The 26,345-nt window shown below is 62.3% G+C and carries 29 protein-coding genes and 1 pseudogene; 17 read left to right on the top strand and 13 right to left on the bottom strand.

Annotated features, from left to right (window positions below; genetic code table 11):
* Positions 1-12 precede the first annotated feature (12 nt).
* Both AAFP32_RS06675 and tpx read left to right on the top strand, forming a co-directional pair.
* On the top strand, positions 13-1,005 hold the full coding sequence (locus AAFP32_RS06675; protein WP_350271144.1) for a DUF368 domain-containing protein: 993 nt from the start codon (positions 13-15) through the stop codon (positions 1,003-1,005).
* Between the two features lie 159 nt (positions 1,006-1,164).
* Positions 1,165-1,665 (top strand): thiol peroxidase, encoded by a 501-nt coding sequence (tpx, locus tag AAFP32_RS06680; protein WP_350271145.1) that lies wholly within the window; start codon positions 1,165-1,167, stop codon positions 1,663-1,665.
* 38 nt (positions 1,666-1,703) lie between these two features.
* Here the strand turns inward: tpx and AAFP32_RS06685 are convergent, their stop codons facing one another.
* Complete coding sequence (locus AAFP32_RS06685; protein ID WP_350271146.1) at positions 1,704-2,420, bottom strand: PIG-L deacetylase family protein; 717 nt, start codon at positions 2,418-2,420, stop codon at positions 1,704-1,706.
* 114 nt (positions 2,421-2,534) lie between these two features.
* On the opposite strand from AAFP32_RS06685, the gene AAFP32_RS06690 reads away from it, so the two are divergent.
* Complete coding sequence (locus AAFP32_RS06690) at positions 2,535-2,747, top strand: hypothetical protein (RefSeq protein ID WP_350271147.1); 213 nt, start codon at positions 2,535-2,537, stop codon at positions 2,745-2,747.
* Positions 2,748-2,768: 21 nt separating this feature from the next.
* Positions 2,769-3,203 carry a hypothetical protein gene (locus AAFP32_RS06695; RefSeq protein ID WP_350271148.1) on the top strand — a complete coding sequence of 145 codons (435 nt, stop codon included), beginning with the start codon at positions 2,769-2,771 and terminating at the stop codon, positions 3,201-3,203.
* On the opposite strand, the gene AAFP32_RS06700 is transcribed toward AAFP32_RS06695, so the two are convergent.
* Positions 3,200-4,411: an NAD(P)-binding domain-containing protein gene (locus AAFP32_RS06700; RefSeq protein WP_350271149.1), complete on the bottom strand. Its 1,212-nt coding sequence runs from the start codon at positions 4,409-4,411 to the stop codon at positions 3,200-3,202. The two genes, AAFP32_RS06695 and AAFP32_RS06700, sit on opposite strands and share 4 nt — an antisense overlap.
* A 147-nt stretch (positions 4,412-4,558) precedes the next feature.
* Here AAFP32_RS06700 and AAFP32_RS06705 point away from each other — a divergent pair, with 147 nt between their 5' ends.
* The gene (locus tag AAFP32_RS06705) at positions 4,559-5,989 is read left to right on the top strand and encodes a DHA2 family efflux MFS transporter permease subunit (protein WP_350271150.1); all 1,431 of its coding nucleotides are present in this window, start codon (positions 4,559-4,561) and stop codon (positions 5,987-5,989) included.
* Positions 5,990-6,028: 39 nt separating this feature from the next.
* Here AAFP32_RS06705 and AAFP32_RS06710 read toward each other — a convergent pair whose 3' ends face one another.
* From AAFP32_RS06710 to AAFP32_RS06730, 5 genes and pseudogenes are all read right to left on the bottom strand, one after another.
* Positions 6,029-6,520, bottom strand: coding sequence for a hypothetical protein (locus AAFP32_RS06710; protein WP_350271151.1), 492 nt, complete (start codon positions 6,518-6,520; stop codon positions 6,029-6,031).
* Between the two features lie 344 nt (positions 6,521-6,864).
* Entirely contained in the window at positions 6,865-7,497 is a 633-nt protein-coding gene (locus AAFP32_RS06715) for a hypothetical protein (RefSeq protein WP_350271152.1), read from the bottom strand.
* Positions 7,498-7,631: 134 nt separating this feature from the next.
* Complete coding sequence (locus tag AAFP32_RS06720; RefSeq protein ID WP_350271153.1) at positions 7,632-8,216, bottom strand: HhH-GPD-type base excision DNA repair protein; 585 nt, start codon at positions 8,214-8,216, stop codon at positions 7,632-7,634.
* A gap of 90 nt (positions 8,217-8,306) precedes the next feature.
* Positions 8,307-8,612: a hypothetical protein gene (locus AAFP32_RS06725; protein WP_141322671.1), complete on the bottom strand. Its 306-nt coding sequence runs from the start codon at positions 8,610-8,612 to the stop codon at positions 8,307-8,309.
* A gap of 62 nt (positions 8,613-8,674) precedes the next feature.
* A pseudogene (locus tag AAFP32_RS06730) lies at positions 8,675-8,758 on the bottom strand (Fe-S cluster assembly protein HesB); the annotation flags it as partial.
* Between the two features lie 172 nt (positions 8,759-8,930).
* Between AAFP32_RS06730 and AAFP32_RS06735 the strand changes: the two are divergent.
* The 5 genes from AAFP32_RS06735 to AAFP32_RS06755 all read left to right on the top strand — a co-directional run bounded on the left by AAFP32_RS06735 (position 8,931) and on the right by AAFP32_RS06755 (position 13,467).
* A complete protein-coding gene (locus AAFP32_RS06735; protein WP_350271154.1) occupies positions 8,931-9,209 on the top strand; it encodes a YchJ family protein in 279 nt (92 codons plus the stop codon).
* Positions 9,210-9,559: 350 nt separating this feature from the next.
* Complete coding sequence (locus AAFP32_RS06740) at positions 9,560-10,069, top strand: phosphoribosyltransferase (RefSeq protein ID WP_101620305.1); 510 nt, start codon at positions 9,560-9,562, stop codon at positions 10,067-10,069.
* 10 nt (positions 10,070-10,079) lie between these two features.
* Positions 10,080-11,387, top strand: coding sequence for a carboxylesterase family protein (locus AAFP32_RS06745; RefSeq protein WP_350271155.1), 1,308 nt, complete (start codon positions 10,080-10,082; stop codon positions 11,385-11,387).
* 54 nt (positions 11,388-11,441) lie between these two features.
* The gene (locus tag AAFP32_RS06750) at positions 11,442-12,524 is read left to right on the top strand and encodes a winged helix DNA-binding domain-containing protein (RefSeq protein WP_350271156.1); all 1,083 of its coding nucleotides are present in this window, start codon (positions 11,442-11,444) and stop codon (positions 12,522-12,524) included.
* A gap of 7 nt (positions 12,525-12,531) precedes the next feature.
* Positions 12,532-13,467, top strand: a complete 936-nt coding sequence (locus AAFP32_RS06755) for a diacylglycerol/lipid kinase family protein (protein ID WP_350271157.1) — start codon at positions 12,532-12,534, stop codon at positions 13,465-13,467.
* Positions 13,468-13,529: 62 nt separating this feature from the next.
* Here AAFP32_RS06755 and pdxT read toward each other — a convergent pair whose 3' ends face one another.
* Positions 13,530-14,111, bottom strand: a complete 582-nt coding sequence (gene pdxT / locus AAFP32_RS06760; protein ID WP_350271158.1) for a pyridoxal 5'-phosphate synthase glutaminase subunit PdxT — start codon at positions 14,109-14,111, stop codon at positions 13,530-13,532.
* Positions 14,108-14,989 (bottom strand): pyridoxal 5'-phosphate synthase lyase subunit PdxS, encoded by an 882-nt coding sequence (gene pdxS, locus AAFP32_RS06765; protein WP_350271159.1) that lies wholly within the window; start codon positions 14,987-14,989, stop codon positions 14,108-14,110. Before pdxS ends, pdxT begins: the two co-directional genes overlap by 4 nt.
* Positions 14,990-15,157: 168 nt before the next feature.
* Between pdxS and AAFP32_RS06770 the strand changes: the two genes are divergently transcribed.
* Positions 15,158-16,588: a PLP-dependent aminotransferase family protein gene (locus tag AAFP32_RS06770; RefSeq protein ID WP_350271160.1), complete on the top strand. Its 1,431-nt coding sequence runs from the start codon at positions 15,158-15,160 to the stop codon at positions 16,586-16,588.
* Positions 16,589-16,619: 31 nt separating this feature from the next.
* The gene (locus AAFP32_RS06775; protein ID WP_350271161.1) at positions 16,620-17,027 is read left to right on the top strand and encodes a hypothetical protein; all 408 of its coding nucleotides are present in this window, start codon (positions 16,620-16,622) and stop codon (positions 17,025-17,027) included.
* Positions 17,028-17,074: 47 nt separating this feature from the next.
* Here AAFP32_RS06775 and AAFP32_RS06780 read toward each other — a convergent pair whose 3' ends face one another.
* From AAFP32_RS06780 to AAFP32_RS06790, 3 genes are all read right to left on the bottom strand, one after another.
* A complete protein-coding gene (locus tag AAFP32_RS06780) occupies positions 17,075-17,719 on the bottom strand; it encodes a 4'-phosphopantetheinyl transferase family protein (protein ID WP_350271162.1) in 645 nt (214 codons plus the stop codon).
* A 3-nt stretch (positions 17,720-17,722) separates the two neighbouring features.
* On the bottom strand, positions 17,723-18,193 hold the full coding sequence (locus AAFP32_RS06785; RefSeq protein ID WP_350271163.1) for a LapA family protein: 471 nt from the start codon (positions 18,191-18,193) through the stop codon (positions 17,723-17,725).
* Positions 18,194-18,282: 89 nt separating this feature from the next.
* A complete protein-coding gene (locus tag AAFP32_RS06790) occupies positions 18,283-20,511 on the bottom strand; it encodes an NADP-dependent isocitrate dehydrogenase (protein ID WP_350271164.1) in 2,229 nt (742 codons plus the stop codon).
* A 140-nt stretch (positions 20,512-20,651) separates the two neighbouring features.
* Here AAFP32_RS06790 and AAFP32_RS06795 point away from each other — a divergent pair, with 140 nt between their 5' ends.
* The 5 genes from AAFP32_RS06795 to AAFP32_RS06815 all read left to right on the top strand — a co-directional run bounded on the left by AAFP32_RS06795 (position 20,652) and on the right by AAFP32_RS06815 (position 25,506).
* Complete coding sequence (locus AAFP32_RS06795; protein WP_350271165.1) at positions 20,652-21,293, top strand: thymidine kinase; 642 nt, start codon at positions 20,652-20,654, stop codon at positions 21,291-21,293.
* A gap of 63 nt (positions 21,294-21,356) precedes the next feature.
* Positions 21,357-22,124 (top strand): alpha/beta fold hydrolase, encoded by a 768-nt coding sequence (locus AAFP32_RS06800; RefSeq protein ID WP_350271166.1) that lies wholly within the window; start codon positions 21,357-21,359, stop codon positions 22,122-22,124.
* Positions 22,125-22,161: 37 nt separating this feature from the next.
* Complete coding sequence (locus AAFP32_RS06805) at positions 22,162-23,742, top strand: DASS family sodium-coupled anion symporter (protein WP_350271167.1); 1,581 nt, start codon at positions 22,162-22,164, stop codon at positions 23,740-23,742.
* A gap of 29 nt (positions 23,743-23,771) precedes the next feature.
* On the top strand, positions 23,772-24,842 hold the full coding sequence (locus AAFP32_RS06810) for an NADH:flavin oxidoreductase/NADH oxidase (protein WP_350271168.1): 1,071 nt from the start codon (positions 23,772-23,774) through the stop codon (positions 24,840-24,842).
* Between the two features lie 7 nt (positions 24,843-24,849).
* On the top strand, positions 24,850-25,506 hold the full coding sequence (locus AAFP32_RS06815) for an MBL fold metallo-hydrolase (protein ID WP_350271169.1): 657 nt from the start codon (positions 24,850-24,852) through the stop codon (positions 25,504-25,506).
* Positions 25,507-25,540: 34 nt separating this feature from the next.
* Here AAFP32_RS06815 and AAFP32_RS06820 read toward each other — a convergent pair whose 3' ends face one another.
* Positions 25,541-26,080, bottom strand: a complete 540-nt coding sequence (locus tag AAFP32_RS06820; protein ID WP_350271170.1) for a hypothetical protein — start codon at positions 26,078-26,080, stop codon at positions 25,541-25,543.
* Positions 26,081-26,345 lie beyond the last annotated feature (265 nt).

Genomic DNA, 26,345 nt, shown 5'->3' on the forward strand with positions numbered 1-26,345 from the left:
GGTTGAACCATCATGTCGAACAGCACAGCTGAGCCATCAGAGACCCAGTCCCCAGCCAGATCCAAGGCCTTGATCCCACTGGATCTGCTGCGCGGATTCCTCATCGGCAGCGCCGAACTCGTCCCTGGCGTCTCCGGGGGAACGATCGCGCTGGTCACCGGAATCTACGATCAGCTCATCGACTCTGCCGCCCACGTCGTCGGCGCGGCCAAGACCCTTATCACAGGGCCGAATCGGGTGAAGGGGGCCCTCAGCGAGCTGCGCCGCACCGACTGGTTCCTCATCATTCCTGCCCTGCTGGGCATGGCGACAGCCGTTCTCACCATCGCCGGCGTGATGGAATCGTTTGTCTCCAGCAATCCCGAACTCTCCCGCGGACTGTTCTTCGGGCTTGTGGCCGCCAGCATCGCTGTGCCCTTGCAGATGCTTCCACGCCGCACTGCCCGCCAGCCCGTGATCGGAGGAGTGCTCGCCCTTGCGATCCCCGCCGCACTTGCGTTCTGGATGACTGGATTGGCCGGGGGCGCCAACATCGAGAACCCGCCCTTGATCGCAGTCTTCTTCGCCGCTTCCGTCGCGATCTGCGCCCTCGTCGTGCCCGGAGTCTCCGGATCCTTCCTTCTCCTGGCCGTAGGCCTGTATTCAACAACTCTCGGTGCCGTCAGCGACCGTGACTTCGTCTATCTCGGAGTCTTCGGACTCGGTGCCGTGCTCGGTCTGGCCGTGTTCGTCAACATCCTTCGTTACCTTCTCAGCAACCACCGGTGGTGGACTCTCCTCGTAATGGCGGGGCTGATGCTGGGATCCCTCCGTGCGCTGTGGCCGTGGCAGGCAGCCGCCGAGGGAGAGGGCAAAGGCGCAGGTGACCTGGTCGGCCCCTACGATCCGACGATGGGTCCAATTCTCCTTGCACTGCTCGGGGCGGTTGTCGTCGTCATCCTCATCGTCGTGGAGTCGAAGTTCGGGTCTAAGCCCAAGCAGAGCCGTTCAGACCAAAGACGGTGAGAACACGGTGCTTGGTGTCCATACGCGAGCTGCCCATCGAGGACGAGTGGGGCAACGGCGCACGCTGTGATTGGGTCTGATCCGCAGCCTCTCGTGTCGGTCATCTCACGTAGGGTGGGTACTGACAGCATTGATCACGATTGAAGGAGACCGCGAAGCATGGCGACCACAGCATTTCAGGGAGCACCGGTCAAGACCGTAGGCGACCTTCCTGACAAAGGTGTGCAGGCACCGGCATTCAGCCTGGTGGGCAACGATCTCGGTGAAGTGAATTCCCAGGACACAGCTGGTCAGCGTGTTGTGCTCAACATCTTCCCGAGCGTGGACACCGGTGTCTGTGCCGACTCGGTACGTAAGTTCAACGAACTCGCCGCGAGCCTGGAGAACACCACGGTCCTGTGTGTGTCCAACGACCTGCCCTTCGCACAGGCGCGCTTCTGTGGCGCCGAAGGCATCGAGAACGTCGTCACCGCATCGGGCTTCCGCAGCGCCTTCGGCAAGGAATTCGGTGTGACCATGGTCGATGGCCCTCTGGCCGGGCTGCTGGCTCGCTCAGTCGTCGTCCTCGACGAAAAGGGCACCGTCATCCACAAGCAGCTGGTCGATGAGATCGGCACCGAACCTGATTACGACTCGGCGGTCGCCGCACTCGGCGCCTGAGTGAGTCACGCCCGGTCACCGATTCGGTGAGCCGGGTGCTACATATCGAATACCTGCACGGGCAGCGCGTACTTCACGCCTGCCCGTGTTCCGGCTTCCGAGGTGATTCCGGGGATCATGTCCGAGGGGGCCGGGTGGTCGGGGAGCGCCTCGAGATAGACGGTGTGAGCCTCCAACGAGCGCACGGCCCGGTCGACGTGTTCGTCGTCGAGGACGACGGCATGGGTGGCATCACCCATGTTGACCAACAGTCTGTCGGCCTTCCACGCCTCGAGGCCGTCATCCTTGAGGTCGGTGAAGACCCACGGATTGTCGGCGTCGCGGATCGCATCGACTGTCGCGATGCCGGCTGCCCGATGGTCGACATGGTTCAGACCCCAAGGCATCTTGAGTTCCCAGTTGGTCACCATCACGGCGTCGGGCTTGAACTGGCGGATCTTCTTGGCGATCGCACGCCGGAGTTCGTGGCTTGGCTCGAGGAGACCGTCGGGGAAGTCAAGGATTTCAAGGTCCTCAACACCGACGATCGTGCATGCCTGTCGTTGCTCACCCTCTCGCAGGGGAACAACCTTCTCAGGGCTCATTTCGCGGATTCCGGCTTCACCGCGAGTCAGGAGCAGGTAGGACACGGCCTTTCCCTGGTCGGTCCATTTGGCCACGGCCGCGGAAGCACCGTATTCCATGTCGTCGGGGTGGGCGACGATGCACAGGAGGCGATTGACATCATCGTCGTCGAAGATCGAAAGCTCAGTCATAGTCTCAGGCTAAGCCCCGCCCGACAGTTGTGCCAGTGCAGGCTGCGGTCGCTGTGGGTACCATGTGAGTGGCTGTGTCCAAGCAGCGCCACTCCACCGTTCGAAAGCAGGCCCATGCATCGGAGTTTCCTCCTGGCGAGTGTGATCGTGCTGGGCCTGTCCCTCTCCGGGTGCTCAGCACTGCGTGTGAGCACAGCAGAGGGCGATTCGCGACCGGTCAGCGTCGGCATCGACGACGGGTCCGAAGGAGAGACGCCCCAGGAAACCGACACCCCTGCGATTCCTGCGGGGATGACCCAGGTGAGGGTCGATCTGGGCCCGGAATGACCGATCAAGGTGCAGATGGCCATGGACGGCGAATGGAACGATGATCTCGCCTACGACAGCTATCAGCTCTACAGCCGCGATCACGGAGCCATCATCACCGTCAACTGCTATGAAACCGGCGACGAAACGGCACAGAGCATCATCGATACGGCACAGGAACAGACCTCCGGGGAATCGCGATCGAGCGTTTTGGAGGAGACGTCCGGGACAGTGACCGGTGGTGTCTACTGGACAGTCCACGGGCTGCTCGCCCGCCAGGAGATCCGTGCCATCGACGAAACCGAGTCTGTGCTTTTCGGAGCAATTGCCGGAATCTCCGTTGACGGTCGACTGTACAAGGTCAGCGTCGAGATGGTCACGGTGACAAGTGACCAAGCCACCGCCGACCTCTACGCGCAGATGTTGCCGACCGTCAGCTTCGCCGGTCAGGTCCTTGATTCGCCGGCTCTGTCCTAAGTGCGTGCCCGCGGTGCCCCTGTGCGCCGTTTGAGCAGTTCTCTGGCCGCGATCCGTCCCGCGCGTGTGGCGCCGACCGTTGAGCTCGCGGAGCCGTATCCGACGAGGAAGACTCGGCGGTCATCCTTGACCGAAACCTCTGTCTCCATGGAGATTCCACCGTCGGGTGTGCGCAGATGCAGCGGTGCCAAATGGTTGAGGGCGGCCCGGAATCCGGTGTTCCAGAAGATGACGTCGACCTCTTCGACACGTTCATGGTCGAAGGGCTGCCAAGACTCAGGCAGAGCCAAATGGTCACTTGTCGAGGGTCCAAGCCCCTCCGAGGTCGTCTGTGCTTCGCCCACCTGCCCGGGGAAGTGGACCCCGTGGGGCAGGATCGCATCGAACATTCCACGCGAGACGAGAACCTCTGATTCGACGCCGTCGCGGAAATCCTGTCGAACAGGCAGGCCGGTGGTGCGCACGACACTGGCCGGGGCAAGTCCTGCCAAGGTGCGCGACCGCACGGCACGTTCGACCTCGAGTCCCCATCTGCCGTCGAACTCTCGCGAGGTGAAGTTCGGGGGCCGGCGCGTGGCCCATAGCGTCTGGGTCACTGTTGCGAGCTCGAGGAGGAACTGGGTTGCGGAGATGCCACCGCCGACGACCAAGGTCCGCAACCCCCGGAAGTCCTCGACATCGCGGAAATTGGCAGTATGCAGTTGGCGGCCCTCGAATTCGGCGATGCCGGGCACGAACGGGACATAGGGATGAGTCCACGTTCCAGTCGCATTGATCAGGTATCGGGCCGAGAGGGGAATGCGTTCACCGTCGATTTTGGTCGTGATCTCCAATGGCCCGGATCCGGGAGTGGGGGAGTTCACGGTGACCACCTCGGCAGGGCGGACGACGCAGAGTTCGAGCTCGCGTTCGAAACGCGAATAGTAGTCGGAGACCACCGCCGAAGCGGGTACTGAGGGATCCGGTGTGCCCAGGGGAAACCCCGGCAGATCCGCCACATGGTTCGTCGAGCCCAACGTCAGGGAATCCCACCGTTCACGCCACGCTCCGCCGGGTCCGGCCCCGGCGTCGAGGACGATGAAGTCCTTGCCAGGCACCAGTCCGTCGCGCCAGAGATAATGGGCGGCCGAGAGTCCAGCCTGGCCCGCGCCGATGATGACGATCGGCCAATGGGAATCGACGAGCAACTCCGAGATTCGGCACACCATGTCGCCATTGTTTCAGGTTCTGGCCGCCTGTGGGCCATATGAGTTGACCGGGGCGCAGATCAGGATAAAGCTTGGTCGGTGAGCAATCAAGCAGATACTTCGAGTAATCCGTGGCGTGCCTTGTGGGCATTGTGTATCGGCTTTTTCATGATCCTCGTCGACTCGACCATCGTATCCGTGGCGATGCCGGACATCATGGAATCGCTGCATGCGGACATCAATGCGGTCGTGTGGGTCACCTCGGCGTATCTGCTCGCGTATGTCGTGCCGTTGCTGATCACGGGCCGACTGGGGGACAGGTTCGGGCCGAAGCGTGTGTACATGGTCGGGCTCATCGTCTTCACAGTCAGCTCCCTGTGGTGCGGACTGACAACCACAGTGGGCGCACTGATCGTGGCTCGCGTGGTGCAGGGACTCGGTGCTGCAGCGATGACGCCGCAGACTATGGCAGTGATCACGAGAGTCTTTCCTGCCGACCGTCGTGGGCCCGCAATGGGGATGTGGGGCGCGGTCGCCGGGATCGCGACGCTGGTCGGCCCCATTGTGGGAGGGCTCCTCGTGGACGGTTTCGGATGGGAGTGGATCTTCTTCGTCAACGTTCCTGTCGGAATCATTGCTTTCGTCCTGGCTTGGAGACTCGTGCCGCGTTTGGAGACGCACGCCCACAGCTTCGACTGGCTGGGGGTTGTTCTCTCCGCCTGCGGCCTGTTCCTCTTGGTCTACGGCATCCAGCAGGCGCACGGTGTCGAGTGGGGCCCGCTGATCGGGCCCATCACCGTCCCCTTCGTCATCGGCGGGGGAATACTCTTCCTCATCGGATTCGTCCTGTGGCAGAAGTACACACGCGCCGAGGTGCTCGTTCCCCTCTCGCTGTTCAAGGATCGCAACTTCACCTTGGCCAGCATCGCAATGTTGACAGTGGGCTTCGGCATCACCGCGATGATGTTCCCACTGATGCTGTGGGCCCAGACTGTGCTGGGATATTCGCCCACTCAGTCAGCGCTGCTGGTGGCACCGATGGCGATTCTCTCCGGGGTGCTGGCCCCGTTCGTGGGCAAGATGGTCGACCGGGGAAGTCCACGTGTCTTTGCCGGCATTGGCTTGGGGGCGTTTTCCATCGCACTGTTCTGGATCGGCTCGATTCTGGGCTCGGACACGTCGCCATGGGTGCTGATGCCGCCGATCCTGCTTCTGGGTGTGGCCAACGGTTTCATGTGGGCACCGATCAGCTCGACGGCGACTCGAAACCTTGCCCTTCATCACGCTGGTGCGGGTTCGGGTGTGTACAACACCGTGCGACAGATCGGTGCGGTGTTCGGCAGTGCTGCGATCGCCGTGGCGATGGAGTCTCGTCTGGCCGCCAACATCGACGACGCTAGCGGGATGACCGGCGGCTCGGCGGCGGAGGCTGCCGGCGGTATGACAGCAGGCGGCGGGGGCGCGCGGATGCCGGAGGCAATCGCCACCGGGTTCGCTCATGCGATGGGCCAGTCCCTGTGGTTGCCGGCAGGGCTCATCCTGATCGGTTTCGTCGCAGTGCTGTTCTTCGAAAAGCCGAAAGTCCGGGTGCGGGGCTGACTTGTTTGTCGGGCGTTCTTAGCCGAAATCGGCTGAGGTTCAGTTGCAGTCGGGCCCCTGCGGGTTCATGTAGCAGTCCTCATCGACGAGGTAGCGATGGAAGCGGTAGACATCGATCGATATCTCGTTGCTGGCCACGTGAGCGAATCCATCGATCGGCAGCCAAGGCCCACCGTCCACAGAGAACTCCCCACTGAATGTCGCAGTCATACTAACCGTTTTCGCACCGGTCTTCTGGTAGTCATGCCCGATCTGCGGTTCGTCGCCGGGGCGTGGCTTCGATCCGGACTTCGAGGTTGTTCCTCCGGTATCGTCGCCGAAATCCCAGTAGTACTTCTCAGGGGTTACCTTCACAGTGACCGAGTACGTCAGCAGTGTCATGTCGATGTAGCTGGTGTCCGCATCCGTCCAGAAGGCCGCCGGTTTGCCGATGACGGCCCAGTCCTTTGGCCAGGCATGAATCGTCGGAGCTGGAATGTCGAAGGTCTGGAACTGTGACTCAGGAATGCGGGAGGGTGGTTCCGGCCGCACAGGAGCGCCGCCACCGCCACCTCCGGGCCCCGGGCCAGGCCCCGGAAGAGCTGCGCAGATATAACCGACTTCTTCGAAGACGCAATCAGGCAGTCCGCCTCCACCACCGCCGTTCCCACCGCCTCCACCACCGGACCCGCCCCCGCCGCTACCTCCGCCGTCTCCTGGCCCAGGTGCGGGCGCTGGAGGAGGTGGGGCTGGGTTGCCTCCTCCGCCTCCCGACCCCGGCCCTTTTGCATGACATTTCTTTAGATTCAGGGCGCTACATACTGGTCCCGCATGGGCCGGGCCGATATGGACCACGGTGAGGAAAAAGAGGCTCGTAAGTAGGAGGGAAAAGATACTCAGTCTGCGCACTGTTCGCTCCACAGATTCTGAGAATGGACTTTCCAAACCTCACCGTCCGCCTTTGCGACGAACTCGACAGTTAATGGTTCCGGGGCAGAATCGGGGAGCTCCTCCCCAAGGCCTACCTGGGCAAACGCAGCGTTGTCCACGCACGAGAGAATAGAAATTTGGTTCTGGTCAGAAGCAATTTTGTTGACTTTTCGGCTTTGCAATCTGAATTCGCCTGCCATATATTGACCTTGTTTCCTCAGGTCGTCTGAGTCATCACTAAGTGCCTTGAGAGCATCACCTGCAGCGAATTCATCATCCAACTCAGTTTCGGAACCCCCCGACTCAAATACGCGATTTAATGTTGCGACGTAGCCGTCTAACGCGACCAATGCCCCTTCGACGGCTTCCGTCTCCTCAGGACTCAGATCGAGTTCGGTCTCGTAGGCGGGGATCGTGGGCTGCGGATCGGCAGCAGGGGATGCCGCAGTGGGATCCTTGGCGGGCAGAGTCGATGTCGGTGCAGCCACAGGGGAGTGGTCTTCGCATCCCGACAGTACAAGCGGCAGTGCCAGTGCGGCTGTCAGTGCAATGCTCGTCGTCGTTCGATAGCGGATACGTCCGCCAAGTCCAGTTTTCATTCCACGCCTCTGTGGTCGAGAACTCCGGCGCCGATGTACGAATCGCGCCCGGAATCTCTACATTATGCGAGAACTGTGACTTTGAGAACAGGCGAAGTTGAATCTGTGGATAACCTGCCCGCGAGTGAGCGGAGCTACTTCTTGGCTGCTTTCGCGGCCGCCTTCTGCTGCTTCTTGAAGGCGCGGACTTCCAACAGAGTGTCCTCATCGACCACATCGGCGATCGAGCGACGGCTGTCTGCAGTGCCGTAGTCTCCAGCTGCCTCGCGCCATCCATCGGCGTTGAAATCGAATTGTTTGCCCAGGAGGGCCAGGAAGATCTTTGCCTTCTGCTCACCGAAACCAGGCAGCTTCTTCAAGCGTTTGAGCACCTCGGGACCCGTCGGATCTCCGGACGTCCAGATCGCTGCAGTGTCAGCGTCATATTCGTCGACGATCTCTGCTGCCAGCTTCTGCACCCGCGTCGCCATTGACTTCGGGAAACGATGCACCGCCGGCTTGATCGAGAACTTCTCCAGGAACTCATCCGGATTCATCTCAGCAATCTCAACCACATCGAGCTTGCCCAGACGCTCAGCAAGCTTCGCTGGCCCGGCGAACGCCACTTCCATCGGCACCTGCTGGTCAAGCAACATGCCCATCAGCAGGGCTAAGGGATCGCGTGCTAGAAGTTCGTCGGATGCTGGATCACCAGACAGGTAGACAGAATTGGTAGTCATGCATCCAATTTTGCCGTAGTCCGCACCTGGATGCCAGGACGGGGGCATCTGCTGGCAGTGCAGGCGGCTGAGCAATCACCGTGTAGGGATTTACAACTGAAAGTCTTCATCTCTTTCGTCCACAATGACTGCGTATCCGCTGAGCTGCTCTTTCAACTCGTGGATAAGACGGGACCCTTCGGCCGCAAAATGGGCCCGAGACGATTCTGAATCCCAGTCGTCGAACGGGTCGAAGTGGTCGCCCCAGAAATCCATGTAACTATGAAGATCATGGGCGAGTTCCATCGAAATCGGAAGGTCGGAGGTCCTGACTGCAATGTCCCAGGTGTCATGACTCCAGAGCGGTTCCTTCCGACCCCAATCAGGAAAAAAGCGGATCTCGATTTCATTCTTCACGGTGCGCATCTGAGCTCTCGGGTCGGGAACGGCTGGATTGTCCGTAAGTGTTGTGGGTTTCCGATCTGCTGGTCGAGCAGCATGCCCGTCAGCAGGGCAAAGGAGTCATCGGCAAGGAGGGCATCGGCTTCGGCATCGCCGGAGAGGAAAACTCAGCTCATCCGTCCATAGTGGTACGAAACCAGCCAGCAAGCACCTCAGAGATACCATCGAGTCATGATCTGCCCCTGTTCCGGAATGCCGCCCGGCGCCGACTACGATAATTGCTGCCGTCCTGCCTTGGACGTCAAGACATGGCCAACAACTGCTGAGGCGCTCATGCGCTCTCGCTACACCGCGTTCGCCCGCGGAAACGAAGACCACCTCTTTCGCACCTGGCACGCCAAGACCCGGCCCGCCGACATCGAACTCGACACCGACACCACGTGGTTGGGCCTGGAAATCCTGGGCACGACAGAAGGATCGGAATCCGACGAAACGGGAACTGTGCACTTCCGAGCAACATGCCGGGACCACCTCGGCGAGCACACCCTTGAGGAGAACTCCTCATTCGTCCGCAGGGGCGGCCGGTGGGTCTACCTGGATGCTCTCGACTGATCGACCTTCGCAATCGGCGCAGGGGAGAGCCCCCTCGGCCGAAGCTGTCACGGTGATCCACTGAGCGAGTCTCGTACTGGAGGGAGACTTGGGTGCTCAGGATCGAACGTTCATGACCGGGCTATCTGGTCTCTATCCCCTCGAAGCGCAAGACACTGGTCGTGATTCTGGTGGAGATTCTCACAGCGTTCGAGATCGGCCGGATCTATGGCGAGAGGGACGTCAACACAAGCCTGAGTGCAGCGGGAGCCACGTCCAAAAACGGCAGTCTTCGAAACGTTTCTGCACTGAGTCACCGACCGCGTATCCTTGAAGCTCGGGAAAACAACGGGCATTCACAAGGAGTCTTCATGGGCCAGGCATACCACGCCGATTCGAACGATCTCAATGACAAAGAGATCCTCACGTGGGACACATTCGGCACGTCGGCCAGGGACATGGCGCAGACCATCGCCGACTCCGACTACGACCCCGAGATCGTCATCGCAATCGCCCGCGGCGGCCTGCTGCCTGCCGGTGCACTGGCCTACGCGCTCGGCCTCAAACTCTCCGACGCCATCAATGTCGAGTTCTACACCGATGTCCATGAGACTCTGCCCGACCCGATCCTCCTGGCACCGATGCTCGACATCGAAGCCATCAGAGGCAAGAAACTGCTCGTCGTCGACGATGTCGCAGACTCGGGCCGCACCCTCGCCCTGGTCCTCGAGCTGCTCAAGAAGCACGGCGCCGAAGCCCAGTCCGCAGTGATCTACGCAAAGTCAGCCTCCATCATCGACCCGGACTTCGTGTGGAAGCGCACCGATCAGTGGATCGTCTTCCCCTGGTCGGCAGAGCCCCCGGTCGTCGCCTCCAAATAGGCGGCAGTCCATGTTGAACGCCTGGCGGGATGTCGATGCGCCGTGCGGTCGGGTCAGAGCCTACGTCGACGGCAAAGTGATCCGAGCTCGGGGCATCCGCTATGCCCGCGCGCAGCGTTTCTCCCGTCCCGTCGATGAGCCTCGCGTTGACATCATCGACGGCAGACATCCCAGCCCCGGAAGTCCGCAGCACCGACGCGACCCGAACGCGGGGATGACCTTTGATCAGCTTGGGGGCCTGCCCACCAGCGAAGACTGCCTGCGGGTGAGCGTGACATCTCCCGCGAACACGGGCGACGACGTTTCGGCACTGCCTGTGCTCGTGTGGATCCACGGCGGTGCCTACGTCGCCGGCGCCGGTGATGCGGCAATCTACGATCCGCACACCCTCGTCGAGGAACAGAACATCATCGTCGTCTCGGTCACCTACCGCCTCGGCGTCCTGGGTTTCTTGGGAACAGGTAAGCCCGAACATGCCAACCTCGGCTTCCTCGACCAGATTTCGGCTCTGCGGTGGGTCCAGCGCAACATCGCAGCATTCGGGGGAGACCCGCACAATGTCACGATCGCGGGGCAGAGCGCCGGTGCTGACGCCTGCGCTCACCTCATGATCGCCGAGGCGACCGATAGTCTCTTCCGCCGCGTGATCCTGGCGTCGGCGCCACTGGGACTCGCCGGTGGCACCGAACCGATGAACTGGGCCATGGCGAAGGTCGCCGAGAAGATCGACCCCGAGGCCAGCGTCGACGATGTCCTCGCCGCACAGGACGAAGTGCACAAGGCTGCATTGGTCGGGGGACTGCACGCTGGCATGTGCTTCGGCGTCCACTACGGTGCCTATCCGTTGCCGGCGAAATCCGACGCCGCTGCCGCATGGTCAGAAGCCGCACGCAAATACGATGTGCTCATGACCCGCACGGAACGCGAGATCGCCTTCTTCGCCGGTTTCGTCCCCGCCTTCCGGCGTCTGCACGACCGCCACCTGACCTCCCCGATGCTCGAATCGCTGATCTCAGGCATCACCTCGGCGGTCTACACTCGTGCGGCTAAAGAATTCTACGATCGGCACCGCATGTCTGGAGGTCAAGGCACACGCCTCCTCATCGTCTCTCGCGGCGACGGCAGCTTCTTCGACGCCGCGCACTCCGGGGACCTTCCTCTGCTGTTCCCTGGCAACATCTGGCACGACAGCTTCCTCGACTACGGCCAATCGGCACAGATCGCGGGTCCAGAGCTGCGCAATATTTGGGGACGTTTCGCGACCTCGGGCGCATTGCCGCGGGTTTCCGTGCCCGGGCTCATCGACATCCTCGGCTGATCCTGCGGCAGTGAGACGCCGGTTCGCGTCAGTGCCGTGGACTATCGTTGGCTCATGGACTCACACCAGGTCTCAGCCGCCCGCTTGATCTCCCAGGGACTCATCGATTCGCCGCGATCGGAAACAGCCACGGCCCAGTCGGTCGTCCGACATCTCGGGTGTGTCCAGGCTCAGGCGTTGGGTGGTGCACTGGTCTCGATCGCGCTGCGCACTGGATCCTCGGTCGCTGCCGTCCGTGAGGCGATGGACTCTGGGAACATCATCCGAACGTGGACGCAGCGAGGCACGATTCACCTGGCCACGGCTGAGGACCTGGGCTGGATCCTCGGGCTGACCGGACAACGGACCTTGAAATCTGTGGCGAAGCGGCGTGAGTCCTTCGGCATCGACGATGCGATGGTCGACGATGCCGCACAACTGGCCGAAGAAGCGATCCGCGACCGTGGGCCCCTGACCCGCCAAGAACTGCTCGATGCCTTCGAACCTCTGCAGGCGGGCAAGGAATACGGGCACGAACGCTACCTCATCACCACCCTGGCGCTGCGCAACATCATCGTTCAGGGACCGATGGTCGAAGGCAAAGATGATATGAAATACGTCCTCACCGCAGACTGGATCCCGAACCCTGTCGAACTCGACGCCGAGGCCGCCGTGCACGAATGGATGCGACGCTACGTCCTCAGCCACGGGCCCGTGACCATCGACGACGCCGCACGGTGGACGGGACTGCCCAAAACACCCGTGCGCACAGCCATAGCCGCAGCGGTAGCCGAAGGCGAGGTCGTCGAGGTCAGCATCGACGGCCGTGAGCACTTTCAAGCACCCGAGTTGGCAGACCAGCTGCACGAGAGCCGCTCACGGGCGAATGAACTCCTCCTGCTGCCTGGATTCGATGAGATCATCCTCGGCTACAAGGATCGCAGCGCCACCTTGGACCCGGCGCACGAGAAGCTCGTCGTCCCCGGTGGCAACGGCATGTTCAAGAACACCCTCATCGACGGCACAAAGGCTCAGGCAACGTGGAGGCGTTCACCGCGCAAGACCGGACCACGCCTGATCATCGAACCCTTCGGCGGTGATGCTGTCGATCGTGACCGCGCCGAGGCTGCTGCCGCCTCTCACCCCGCCTTCGCCTGAGGCTGCGATGAAGGTCGGAATCCTCGTCAACCCCAAACATGCACAAACCATGCGCGCCTATGCCTGCCTCGTCGAGATCCTCAAACGGGAACGGATCACGTATCGCAGCGCCACAACGACGCGGCAATGGCCGGGGGCCGAACAGTCGAAGCAGATGCTCGACTGGGGCGCAGATCTGATCGTCGTGCTCGGAGGCGATGGCACGCTGCGCGCCAGCGCTCCGATCTTGGCTGCTGCCGAGGTGCCAGTGGCAATCATTCCGACCGGCACCGCGAATGTCCTGTCCAGGCACATCGGAATCCGCTCGGCTGAGCACGCACTCGGCTTGGTCGAGTCTCATCTGGGGTCCATCCCACTGCGCAGTTGCGAAGTTCCCGTCAACGAGGCCCACTGCCTCACCGCTGATGGTCCGCGATGTGAACAATTCCTATCCATGGCCGGGATCGGAGGAGATGCGAGAGCCATCGCAGGGCGAACCGGTCTGCCGGGTTTCCTCGGGTATGCCTGGGGCGCCGCCCGCGCGCTCTTCGCACCACTCATCAACGTCGAGATCGCAGGGGCGCAGCTCGTGGCCCCGACTCAGTCGTGGGCGGTGATGGCGTCGAAGACGGCTCGACCTGCAGGTCCGATTCCCGTGTTTGAACACGCCGAGGTGACCGCGGGAGAATTCGAGTTCCTGGCCGTCGCCTTCACCACGACGAAACCCCGCCATCGCCTCGTCGAATGGGCGCGGGTGGGGTGGGACTGTGTGAACAGGCGCCCGGCTACGAACCCCTCACTGCACTATTGGCGAGGGACTGACCTCAGCATCAGTCTGGATGGTCCCGCACCGGTCCAGCTCGACGGCGACCTCATCGGTGATTGCCGCCGGCTGGATCTGCGGGCCGGAACCAGCTCGCTGAGAGTCCTAGCGCCGGGCCAGCATGGACTCGTACTCAACTAGCGCAGTTTCCTCTGGGCACACGACCGTGTCGGAGATGACTCCAACTGCGCGAACCCGGAACCCTACACGATCGCTGTGAGGCTGTGCAGGAATTCTTCGTGGATCCTCGTATCCGTCCCAAGCTCCGGATGGAAACTGCCGCCCCAAATATTTGCCTGCCGCACCAGGACGGGTACCTCAGCGTATTCGCTGAGCACCTGGACATCAGTGCCGAAATTCAGAATCTGCGGAGCCCGGATGAATGTCGCTTCGAATGTGCTGTCGAGCCCGGTGACCTGCACCGGTGCGCAGAACGATTCCCGTTGCCTGCCGTAGGCGTTGCGGGCCACCGTGACATCAAGTCCGCCGAGGCGATCGAAGCCACCCAGCGAATCATCCGTGAGCCGATCAGCGAGGAGAATGAGTCCCGCGCACGTGCCGAAGACCGGCAGACCAGCACTGATCTTCTCCTCGAGTGCGGGGAAGAGCCCAGTGGTGGCAGCGATGCGCACCATGGCCGATGACTCGCCACCGGGCAGAATGATGGAATCGATGCTCTCGAGGTGCTCCGGTCTGGTGACCTTGCGGGAGCCCACCCCCAGGGAGTCGAGCACGCCGAGGTGCTCTCGGAAGGCTCCCTGGAGGCTGAGGACGCCGACTCTCACCAGCCGCGCTCCGCCAGGCGGTGGGGTGCTGGAACGTCTGCGACGTTGATGCCGACCATGGCATCGCCCAAACCGCGCGAGGCCTTCGCCACGGCGATCGGATCATCGAAGTGAGTGGTCGCCTCGACGATGGCTTTGGCGCGAGCTTCGGGGTTGCCGGACTTGAAGATGCCGGAGCCGACGAAGACGCCGTCGGCGCCCAACTGCATCATCATCGCAGCATCGGCCGGAGTGGCAATGCCGCCGGCGACGAAGGTCACGACGGGCAGTCGGCCCAGGCCAGCGACCTGCTTGATCAGGTGGTATGGGGCCGCGTGCTCCTTGGCCGCGACGTAGAGCTCATCCTCGCTTTTAGCACCCAGTGCTCTGATCTCGGAGTTGATGGTCCGCAGGTGGCGCATCGCATCGGAGACGTCGCCGGTGCCTGCCTCACCCTTCGAGCGGATCATCGACGCGCCCTCTGTGATGCGCCGCAGTGCCTCGCCGAGGTTGGTCGCACCGCAGACGAAGGGCACCTTGAAGACGGACTTGTCGATGTGATTGACGAAGTCTGCGGGGGAGAGGACCTCTGATTCGTCGATGTAGTCCACACCGAGAGTCTCGAGGATCTGAGCCTCGACGAAGTGCCCGATTCGGGCTTTGGCCATGACCGGAAGTGATACGGCAGCGGTGATACCGTCGATGAGGTCGGGGTCGCTCATCCGGGCCACTCCGCCCTGAGCGCGGATGTCGGCGGGCACGCGTTCGAGCGCCATGACCGCCGAGGCGCCTGCAGCCTCCGCGATGCGTGCTTGCTCCTCGTTGACGACGTCCATGATGACGCCGCCCTTGAGCATCTGGGCCAGGCCGGTGTTGAGCAGGGTCTGTGTCTGTGTCATTGTCGTACTTTCCGTTCGTGGTGAGCCCGATGTGAGCAAGCATGGTGAGCCCGATGGGCCGGGCGAATTGATCGGTGAGAACGGCCGTTCACCACAAGACTAGATCCACGGGTGGCTCAACAAGAGTGCCAGAAAACATGAAAAGTTTTAGGCCAGTATGATCGGGGCATGTCTCCTGCTCAACCGACGCGTCCCACTGTTGCCCAGTCGGAAACGCTTCTGCTCCGAGCCGACGGAATTGCGCTGCCCATCGACATCGATCGGGACGTCTCGACGTCGCTGCCTGATCAGCTTGTGGCCGAGATCAGGCGACTCATCGCCGCCGGGGCGGTTCGTCCCGGCGAACCGGTGCCTGCCAGCAGGCGTCTGGCCGCCTACCTCGATGTCTCTCGTGGGACCGTCGAAACCGCTTACGCCCAACTCGTCGTCGAAGGCTTCCTCGTCACAGCCGAACGCTCCGCGACACGGGTGAACCCGGAGCTGCCGAGCACGCCGCGCACACGCAACCCACGGATGCGCTCACCGCAGGTCCCACGACGCAGGCTGCGCAGCTTCGTCGACCTGCGTCCCGGCTTCGGCGGCGACAACCCACTGCAGGAGCCCGCATTCCGCAGGGCGTGGCGTGATTCGCTCGACATCGATCCTGGTCCGATCGATCCGCTCGGCCAGCCGCAGGCCAGATGGGCGATCGCCGACCACCTGCGCCTGACGCGGGGGATGAACGTCGACCCTGATGACATCATCCTCACCAGCGGGTCCCGTGATGGGCTTCGTCTGCTCCTCACGACGGGAGTTGAGGGTGCGATCGGCGTCGAGAACCCCGGGTTTCCGGGTCTGCGTCAGGCCATGTCCGACCGCGATCTCCGGCCCATCGACACGACACACCCGGCCGATGGCACTCCTGACCACCTCGGCGCGGTAGTCGTCACCCCCAACCATCAGTTCCCGCACGGAACCACCATGCCCATCGACCGGCGCGTCAAACTTCTGGAATGGGCGCAGGCGACCGGCGTCATCGTCATCGAAGACGACTACGACAGTGAAGCCCGCTACACCCGCACCGTCGTGCCCACCCTCTACGATCTCGCGGAGTCCACAGACACTTCGGCCCAGGTGGTTCACATCGGCACCTTCTCGACCTTGCTGACCTCGGCCGTATCCACCGGGTACATCATCGCCCACGGGGACATCGGCCACCGATTGAGCAGCATGCGCGCCGCTCTGGGCCCGGCCTTCTCACCGGTCATGCAGACAGCGATCGCGTCCTATCTGAGCTCGGGAGGATTGCGGCGGCGCATCTCGCGTGGGCGGCGCAGACTCAGAGCTGCCGAGGTGGTCGTGGCCGAAGTGGGGGCGATCCCCGGCCTCGTCCACGAAGGTCGGACCCTCGTCATCGAGACGCGAGCGACCACTGCGGCACGGCTTCGCACCGATCTGGCAGAGCGAGGGATACTTGTGGCTTCGCTGGCGGCCGGATGGAGTGCGGACAGCGACGTCAGACACGGTATCGTCATCGCCCACTCGAACGTGGAAGCCGCCGTGCTGCACCAGGCGTTGGAGACGGTGCAGTCTTTGTTGAGCGAGCGTGGCCAGAGATGATCAGGCAGGAGCGGTTGAGTAGGATCGGAGAATGATGAAATTCGGGTTCGTCGCCGATGGCGTTGCCAAGCTGCTCATCGCAGTCGCTCTCTGCGCATTTCTTCCCGCAGTCGAGTCATTCCTGCTCGCACCCAGGTGGCTGGCGATCACGGCGACCGTCCTGCTCTTCCTCAGCGCCGCCACGGAGATCTCCTATGGTGTCCGCAAAGGGGAGAAGCGCTATGTGAAGTACCTTGCGATCTTCGACTCGCTCTGGGTGGTCTCGACGATCATCACCGTGATCTTCGCCCTCGTCGGCAGCCCGGCGTCAGGCTTCATCTGGTTCGGCTTCACCGGGCTCGGCTCGCTGGCCATCGCCATCGTATTCACCACTGGAGCCAATGGCCCCGACTTCGCCGAAGACGAGAGTTCTGACGGGACTTCAGTATCGACCGACTGAACACACCTGGCGACTGAACACAGTGAGTCGCTGAACCGGACTTAACCTCAGCGGTTGAACGCGATGGCGGCGTGATAGCCCTCGGGCAGTCCGGACTCCAGGTCGAAGATCTCGACGTCGGGGTGCGGAGAGTTGGGTGAGGCAGCGGCGCCGATGTAGTCCATGCCTGGGTCGCGTGCCAGGCCCGTGCTGAGAGCTTTGAGGAAGGCTTCCTTCCGTGCCCAGACACGGACGAAGTCGGTCGCCAGCTCGGATTTCGGGACCTGTTCGAGTTCGGACTGTTCTTTCGGGTGAAGCAGCGACATCGCCTCGGCTGCGACCGCGTGTTCGGGCACAGCTTCGAGGTCGATTCCGATGGGATCGTCGGCGACAGCCACGAGGACTAAGCGCCTGGCTCGCGTGACGGAGAACTCGCATTCCTCGACTCGTGGTTTGCCGGCCGAGTCGAGACGGATATCAATGTCTGCTGGGTCGCGGTCAAGGTGCGTGCCGAGGACGTGGCGAAGAATTACCCGCCCTGCAGCCCAGGTGGCTGCGGCATCGGGTTCGAATTCACTCGCATAGTTCATCTCCTGCTTCGTCAGCGAGGAGAGATCGATGCGTGCCCATTCGGCCTCAGCGTCAGTGTCGGCGAGGACGATGGTGGAATCGAGCTGGGTCGGCAGGAGCGTGAAACCGGGGTGGGACTCCATGTATCAGCGGCCCAGAGCCTTCGTGATCTTCTTGAGCTTGCGATTGAGCACGAAGATCCGCACGGATCCGATGATGCCGGCGATGAAGATGCCGCCGATCGCGGCGAAGAGCATGGCAACGCCCAGCGGCAGCTGGAACTGCCAGCCCAAGTACTGGAAGTCGGCGGGGACGTTGTTCTGCAGAATGAAGATGAGCAGGAGCACGACGATGGCGGCGCCGAGGATGAGGGAGACCCACATTCCCGCCGACATGCCCGAGCCACCCTTGAGCTGAGACAGGTCGGCATTCTTGCCTGCAGGAGTCGGTTCCTGGCGCTGCGCCGGTTCCGTCTGCTGTGTCGGATCAACCTGCTGTGTCGGTGCGACCTCGCGGGTGTTCCCGGTTGCCGGATCCTCGTCGCCGAGCACGGACTGTGTCTCGGCTAGCAGCTCTTCGGGCGTCTGAGATTCGCCACGGGGGTCTTGAGTACTCATGCGCCCATCATAGTCGCTGATGGGCGCATGAGTCAGGTGATGCGGCGTCTGACCTGAAGAAGTGAGATCAGATGCGTGTGTCGCTCAGATCAGACCTTCGCGCTCAGCGAGGAGATGATCTCGTTGAGTGTTGCCGAGGGACGCATGGCCGAGTCGAGCTTGGCCTCGTCCGGGTAGTAATAGCCACCCAGGTCGACCGGGCTGCCCTGCACCTCGAGAAGTTCGGCCGAGATCTTCTCGGCGTTGGTCTCGAGTGCTTCAGCGACAGGCTTGATGGCTTCGGCCAGCGGTTCGTCAGTGGTCTGCTTGGCCAGGTTCTGTGCCCAGTAGAGGGTGAGGTAGAAGTGGCTGCCACGGTTGTCGATCTCGCCGACCTTGCGTGACGGCGACTTGTTCTCTTCGAGGAATGTGCCGGTCGCAGCATCGAGCGTGTCGGCAAGCACACCGGCACGGGCATTGCCGTGGACGTTGAACTCGTGACGGAACGATTCGGCCAGGGCGAGGAACTCACCGAGGGAATCCCAGCGGAGGTGGTTCTCCTCGACCAGCTGCTGGACGTGCTTCGGGGCCGAACCGCCGGCACCCGTCTCGAAGAGGCCGCCACCGGCGATGAGCGGAACCACGGAGAGCATTTTCGCCGAGGTGCCCAGTTCCAGGATCGGGAACAGGTCGGTGTTGTAGTCACGTAGGACGTTGCCGGTCACCGAGATGGTGTCCTTGCCCTCACGGATGCGATCGATCGAGAACTGGGTCGCTTCGACCGGGTTCATGATGCGGATGTCGAGACCCTCGGTGTCATGCTCGCCGAGGTATTCTTCGACCTTGGTCCGCAGGTTGCGGTCATGGGCGCGGGTCTCATCGAGCCAGAATACGGCGGGAGTCTCGGAGAGGCGGGCGCGGGTGACGGCCAGCTTGACCCAGTCGCGGACCGGGATGTCTTTGGTCTGGCAGGCACGCCAGATGTCACCGGCGGCAACATCATGGGACAGAAGGACCTCACCGGCGGAGTTGACGACCTCGACGACGCCGTCCTGGGCGATCTCGAAGGTCTTGTCGTGGCTGCCGTACTCTTCGGCCTTCTGGGCCATGAGTCCGACGTTGGGTACGGTGCCCATCGTGGTCGGGTCGAAGGCACCGTTGGCACGGCAGTCCTCGATCACAGCCTGGTAGACACCGGCGTAGGAGGAGTCAGGGATGACGGCCAGGGCGTCCTGGGTCGCGTCGTCCTTGTTCCACATCTTGCCGCCCACGCGGATCATCGCGGGCATTGAGGCATCGACGATGACATCGGAGGGCACGTGCAGGTTGGTGATCCCCTTATCGGAGTTCACCATCGCCAGGGAGGGGCCTTCGGCCATGCCCTTCTCGATGCCGGCCTTGACGCCGTCGGCCACATCAGATGGGAGGGCATCGAGCCCGCCGAGGATGGCGGCCAGTCCGTTGTCGGAGGTCAGACCCGCCTCGGCGAGGGCAACACCGTATTCGGCGTAGACCTCGGGGAAGAACGCCTCGATGACGTGTCCGAAGAGGATCGGGTCGGAGACCTTCATCATGGTGGCCTTGAGGTGGACTGAGAACAGGATGCCCTCGTCCTTGGCCCGTGCGATCTGAGCCTTGAGGAACTTGTGGAGTTCGGCCACATCCATCTTGGTGGCGTCGATGACTTCGTCAGCGAGGACAGGCAGCGATTCCTTGAGCACAACTGTCTCGCCCGAGGCGGGACGCAGGCGGATCTGGAGGGTGTCATCGGCCGGGATGACAACGGACTTCTCATTGTCACGGAAGTCACCGGCGGCCATGGTGGCGACATTGGTCTTAGAGTCAGAGGACCAGTCACCCATCGAGTGAGGGTGGGCCTTCGCGAAGTTCTTGACTGCCTGTGGGGCGCGACGGTCGGAGTTGCCCTCACGCAGGACCGGATTGACTGCTGAACCCTTGACCTTGTCATAGCGGGCCTTGGCATCGCGCTCATCATCGGTCGATGGTTCGTCCGGGTAGTCGGGCAGTTCGTAGCCCTGCGACTGGAGCTCGGCGATAGTGGCCTTGAGCTGGGGGACAGAAGCCGAGATGTTGGGCAGTTTGATGATGTTGGCTTCTGGCGTTTTGGCCAGATCGCCCAGTTCCGACAGAGAATCAGGGACCTGCTGGTCCTCTGGGAGGCGATCGGTGAACTGCGTCAGCACACGCGCGGCGAGGGAGATGTCGCGGGTCTCGACCTTGACACCCGCCGAGGTGGCGAATGCTTCGATGATCGGCTTGAGCGAGTACGTCGCCAGAAGCGGCGCTTCATCGGTGCGCGTATAAATGATTTTGGCCATGGTGATGGACTACTCCACATCGTCTCGGGGTTTGACCTCACCATCCTACCGTTGACCGTCAGCGGCGCAGCTTCCCGGTAGGGTTCTGTCTCGTCACGAACAACAAGAGAATCATCACGAACGACAGAGAGAGGATGACGGTGGCCAAGCTCTACTTCCGTTATGGGGCCATGAATTCCGGAAAATCGACCGCTCTCCTGCAGGCCGCCTTCAACTACGAGGAGCGCGGCCAGCGAGTGTTGTTGGCCAAACCTCACATCGACACGAAGGGCGCCGGTGAGATCGTCTCTCGTCTTGGCGTCACCCGGGAAGTCGACTTCCTCATCCCCGCAGGCTCCGACGTCGAGACCATCTACGGCGAGCACGCGGACTACGTCGATCATGATGCTCTGCTCGAATCCATCGACACCCCCAAAGCGCGCGTGGCCTGCCTGCTCATCGACGAGGCCCAGTTCCTCGAACCGCTCCAGGTCGATTCGCTCATGCGCATCGCCACTCACGCCTCGGTGCCGGTGATGTGCTACGGCATCCGCACCGATTTCCGCACCAAGGCCTTTCCCGGTTCGGGTCGACTGCTTGAGATTGCTCACACTCTGGAGGAACTCAAGACGATCTGTCGCTGCGGACGCAAAGCGATGTTCAACGGCCGCCTCGTCGATGGCGAGTTCATTTTCGACGGTGACCAGGTCGCCATCGACGGCAACGCGGTGACCTATGAATCATTGTGCCCACGCTGTTATCTCGAGTACTCGGGCGGTAGGCTCAGTGCGGTGGTCTCCTGACCGTCTAACTGCCCTCCTGACCTCGAACATCACATCTGATCTCGACACTTGCTAGGAGCTCTCTTGCGCATTTGCGTCCACCCCCTCAACGACAATCCGGGCTCACCGGTCATCGTCTTCGGAAACGCCCTCGGCACCCGAGTCTCCCTCTGGGCGGCAGTCGCGGCCAGGTTGGCCGACGATTATCAGATCTATCTCTCCGACCTGCCCGGCCACACCCATCCTCGAACAGATGAGGCAGACGATTTCACGCTCTCGGATCTCGCGGCGGGCCTGGTGTCGAGCCTGGCTGAACTGGGTGTGGAGAAGTTCACCTATTGCGGAGCCTCGATCTCCGGTGGGATCGGCCTGACGCTGGCACTCGACCACCCCGACTCGCTGACCGGTCTCGTGGCCTGCTCGACGGCGACCAAATTCGGCACCGCCGATACCTGGGCCGAGCGCATCAAGGACGTCGAGGAGGACGGAACCCGCGGCCAGCTAGACGACACCGCCGACCGGTGGTTCGCCGCCGGCTTCCTCACGGAAGACATCGCCTCTGGACCGGCTGTCCTGACCGATCTTGCAATGATCGATGATGCCGCCTACATCGCCTGCGCACGGGCCCTGACCCAGTACGACGTGACCGGCCGCCTCCAAACCATCACCACGCCGACCCTGTTCATCGCCGGAGCGCAGGATCCCGGCTGCACCCCCGAAGCCATGACGGAGCTCTCGGCACAGGTGGCCGACTCCACGATTGCTGTTGTCCCTGACGCGGCCCATCTGCCCATGGTCGAACATCCCGACCTCGTCTTCGACCACATCGAACAGTTCTTGAGTAAGGTGTAGCCCACCAGCATCCGACATTGCTCGATGAGGAGCGCAGATGACTCAGGACAAGAATTCAACCACGGGCGGCTCAACCGAAATCGGCGAACTCTCACCCGGAGAGCGAGCGCCCGGACTGGCTAAACGCACCGTCCGGATCCGGTGGACCGGTTTCTTGCTCGGACTGATCCTCTCCACTCTCGTCTATGCCATCATGCCGGGCGACCTTGACCACGGCGTCAGACTCACAGCGGCGATCGCCGTGCTCATGGCTGCTTGGTGGATGACCGAAGCGCTGCCGATCGCCGCCACGGCTCTGGTTCCGCTCGTCGCATTCCCGGTTCTCGGCACAGATATCGAGATGAAGACCGTCGGTGCCTCCTACGGTAATCCGATCATCTTCCTCTTTCTCGGCGGCTTCCTCATCGCCCTGGCGATGCAGCGCTGGAACCTCCACCGCCGAATCGCCCTGGTGACCCTGAGCATTATGGGAAATAAGCCTGGACCGATGATCGCCGGCTTCATGATCGCCACCGGATTCGTCTCCATGTGGGTCTCCAATACCGCCACTGCCGTGATGATGCTGCCGATCGGGATCTCGGTGCTCATGATCGTGAGCAAAGTCGTCGGCGGTGCGATTGCCGCCGACGCTGACCGGGCCGACCCCGACAAGGACACCGGCCTGGGTACGGCAGTGAGATCCAACTTCGGCACCGCCCTCATGCTGGGCATCGCCTATTCCGCCTCGATCGGGTCATTGGGAACCATCATCGGCACCCCGCCGAACCTGTTCCTGGTCGGATACCTCGAGGAGAACCACGACATCTCCATCGGCTTCGGCCAGTGGATGCTCGTGGGTGTTCCATTGTCGATCGTCATGATGGTCATCGCCTGGTTCCTCCTCGTCAAGGTCCTCTTCAAACCTGAGATCGATGAGATCCCCGGCGGCAGGGAGCTCATCCGCGACGAATTGAAGAAGCTCGGCCCCATGTCCACCGGCGAGAAGCTGGTCCTGGCCATGTTCATCCTCGCCGCAGTCTGCTGGATCACTCTGCCGCTGATCTTCGACGAGCCGCCGATCAGCGACGAAGGCATCGCCATGGCCATCGGCCTCCTCCTGTTCCTCATCCCCGGCGGGGCCAACCGCGGAGTCAAGCTGCTCGACTGGGACACCGCGGAGAACTTGCCCTGGGGTGTGCTGCTTCTCTTCGGGGGAGGATTGGCGCTGTCGGCACAGTTCTCCTCCTCGGGTCTGACCGAATGGATCGGCAAATCGACCAGTGGGCTCGGGGTGCTCCCGACGATCCTCATCGTCGCCATCTTCGCGACCATCATCCTGTTCCTCACCGAACTGACGTCAAACACCGCCACCGCAGCGACGTTCATCCCCGTGGTCGGCGGAGTTGCGATGGGGCTCGACCTTGACCCGCTGCTGTTGACCATCCCCGTAGCTCTGGCGGCTACGTGTGCATTCATGCTGCCGGTGGCGACCCCACCGAACGCAGTCGCCTACGGCTCCGGCTACGTCACTGTGGGGCAGATGATCAAGGGTGGTGTGCTGCTCAATGTCATCGGGATCGTGCTCATCACGGCGACGGTTTACCTGCTGGCCATTCCAGTATTTAACATCATGCTCTGAAGAGTGGCGAACTTTGGCAGACTGGTGCCATGACACTTCTCTTCTCACCCATGACATTGCGCGGCACCGAGATCGCCAACCGCATCTGGCTGGCCCCGATGTGCCAGTACTCCTGTGAGGCCGAAGACGGAATGCCCGGCACCTGGCATCTCGTCCACCTCGGGGCACGCGCCCAGGGCGGATTCGGGCTCATCCTCACCGAAGCCTCAGCGGTGCTGCCCGAAGGCCGGATCTCACCCCAGGACGCAGGCATCTGGAACGACGACCAGGCTGACGCCTGGTCGTCCATCACCGAATTCGTCCATTCGCAGGGCAGTCGGATCGGTGTCCAGCTGGCACACGCAGGCCGTAAGGCGAGCACCTACCGGCCCTTCGGGGGCAACCCCCGGGGCAGTGTGCCCGAGGCCGAGGGAGGCTGGCCCACCCTCGGCGCCAGCGCCATCGCCTACCCCGGCTACGAATCACCACAGGAGATGACGAAGGACGACATCGCCGAGGTGGTCGATGCCTTCGCCTCGGCCGCGGCCCGTGCCGTCGGTGCCGGGTTCGACGTCGTCGAACTCCATGCCGCCCACGGCTACCTGCTTCATTCGTTCCTGTCTCCGCTGTCGAACGAACGCAGTGATGAGTACGGTGGCGACCTCACCGGACGTTCGAGACTGCTGACTGAGACCTATCAGGCTGTGCGCGAAGCCGTGGGGGAAGACGTGCCCGTCCTGGTCCGACTCTCCGCCAGCGAATGGCGTGAAGGCGGCTTCGACATCGCTGAGGCGGTCGAGGTCTCCCGTGACCTCAAAACCCGCGGCGTGGACCTCATCGATGTCTCGTCCGGAGGAAACTTTCCCGTCAAGGTGCCCGTCGGACCCGGCTACCAGGTACCGCTGTCTGCCGCGATCCGGGCAGAAGGAGTGAGCACCGGCACCGTCGGCCTCATCACAGATCCGGAACAGGCCGAGACGATCCTGGCCTCGGAACAGGCGGACGCGATCTTCCTGGCCCGGGCAGCGCTGCGCGAACCAGCCTGGCCGCAGCGAGCAGCCCACGATCTCGGGGTCGAACCGGGACCGTATCCACCGCAGTACACAAGAGGAGCATGGTGAACCGACAATGACGAACACTATCGAGACCGAACACGTCGTCATCCGCAGCATCGCGGTGTCCGACATGGCCAACAACGTCTACCTCATCACCGCCAAGGAGTCGGGGACACAGGTCCTCATCGACGCCGCAGACGATGTGGACGCAATCAAGGAGCTCATCGCCTCCGCTGGTGTAGACACCTCGGCAGACCCAGTCCTGCAGGCGATCATCACGACACATCAGCACTGGGATCACATTCGAGCGCTGTCGGCCACCTCGGCGGCATTCCCCGACGCGATGACGATCGCAGGCAGCGACGATGCGGAGGCAATCACAGAGGCTGAGGGCGTGGAGATCGCACGCACGGTCGACCACCTCGACGTCGGAGACTTCGGCGGCTTCGTCCTTCAGGCGATCGGGCTGCGCGGCCACACGCCGGGCTCGATCGCGCTGCTGCTGCGCGACGGGGGAGAGACCATCCTGTTCTCCGGAGACTCGCTGTTTCCCGGTGGACCCGGCAAGACCTGGCACGCAGATGACTTTGCCTCCCTCATAGATGACCTTGAGGACAGAGTTTTCGCTCAGCTGCCCGATGAGACCCGGGTGCTGCCCGGACACGGTGATTCCACCACGCTGGGCGAGGAGCGTCCGAAGCAGGCGGAATGGCGCGAACGCGGCTGGTGATCAGTCAAGTTGACTGATCAGTGTGGCCGTCTGATCAGCTGGGCAGGGCAGCGAAGCCGATGCCGGCCCAGACGACGGCAACCACGAGTGCGGCGATGATGCCGAGGTTCCACGACGTGGTGATAGTGCGTTCGCCACGCGGGTTGGACAGCTCCTCATCGCTGAGGCCGGAATAGCGGTCGAGCACGGTATCGACGGCAGGATTGGGATTGTCCATCAGCCTGCGGATGCCGTGCTCGTCCTTCTCCATCTTCTTCCCCCTGCCGGCCAGGGGCCAGGAAGAGAATACCTTCTCATGGGTGCGCACTCCGAGCCCGAAGTGGATGTCAAACCCATCGACGAGATTCCAGGGGATGCGGACCGACTGCAGCGGGTTGATCAGCGCAAGCTCACGGTGGCCCAGCTCGACGCGAGGAAACCGATAGAGCGCATAGACAACCGTGCCGACGGCGATCGGGATGCCGGCCACGGCGAGGCCCCTGAGCGTGAAGTCACCGATGGCGATCGACCCGACCCCCACTGCACAGAGCGCGGCGATGACGAAGAAGAGCACCGTCGAGCTCGTTGTGCGCACAACTCTCGGCTGATTGTTCCCTGCACTGCGATCTATCTCACTGTTAACCACCTCAACATCCTATCCACTGAGACTGCAGGTTGTGTGCATGTTTCCTTGATCTCGAAACGGTAACGATTGTGAAATTTGCTCAATATGTGGACTCAGTCACAGTGTTGAGTGAATTAGTTTTGAGGCATTCCATGTGAAAAACATGAACGCGATCACGTTCCCAGACCGGGAATGAAAGAGCGCAACACGTTCCAGAACAGGGACGTGGATGAAC

The organism is Brevibacterium sp. CBA3109 (assembly GCF_040256645.1).
Lineage (GTDB): Bacteria > Actinomycetota > Actinomycetes > Actinomycetales > Brevibacteriaceae > Brevibacterium > Brevibacterium koreense.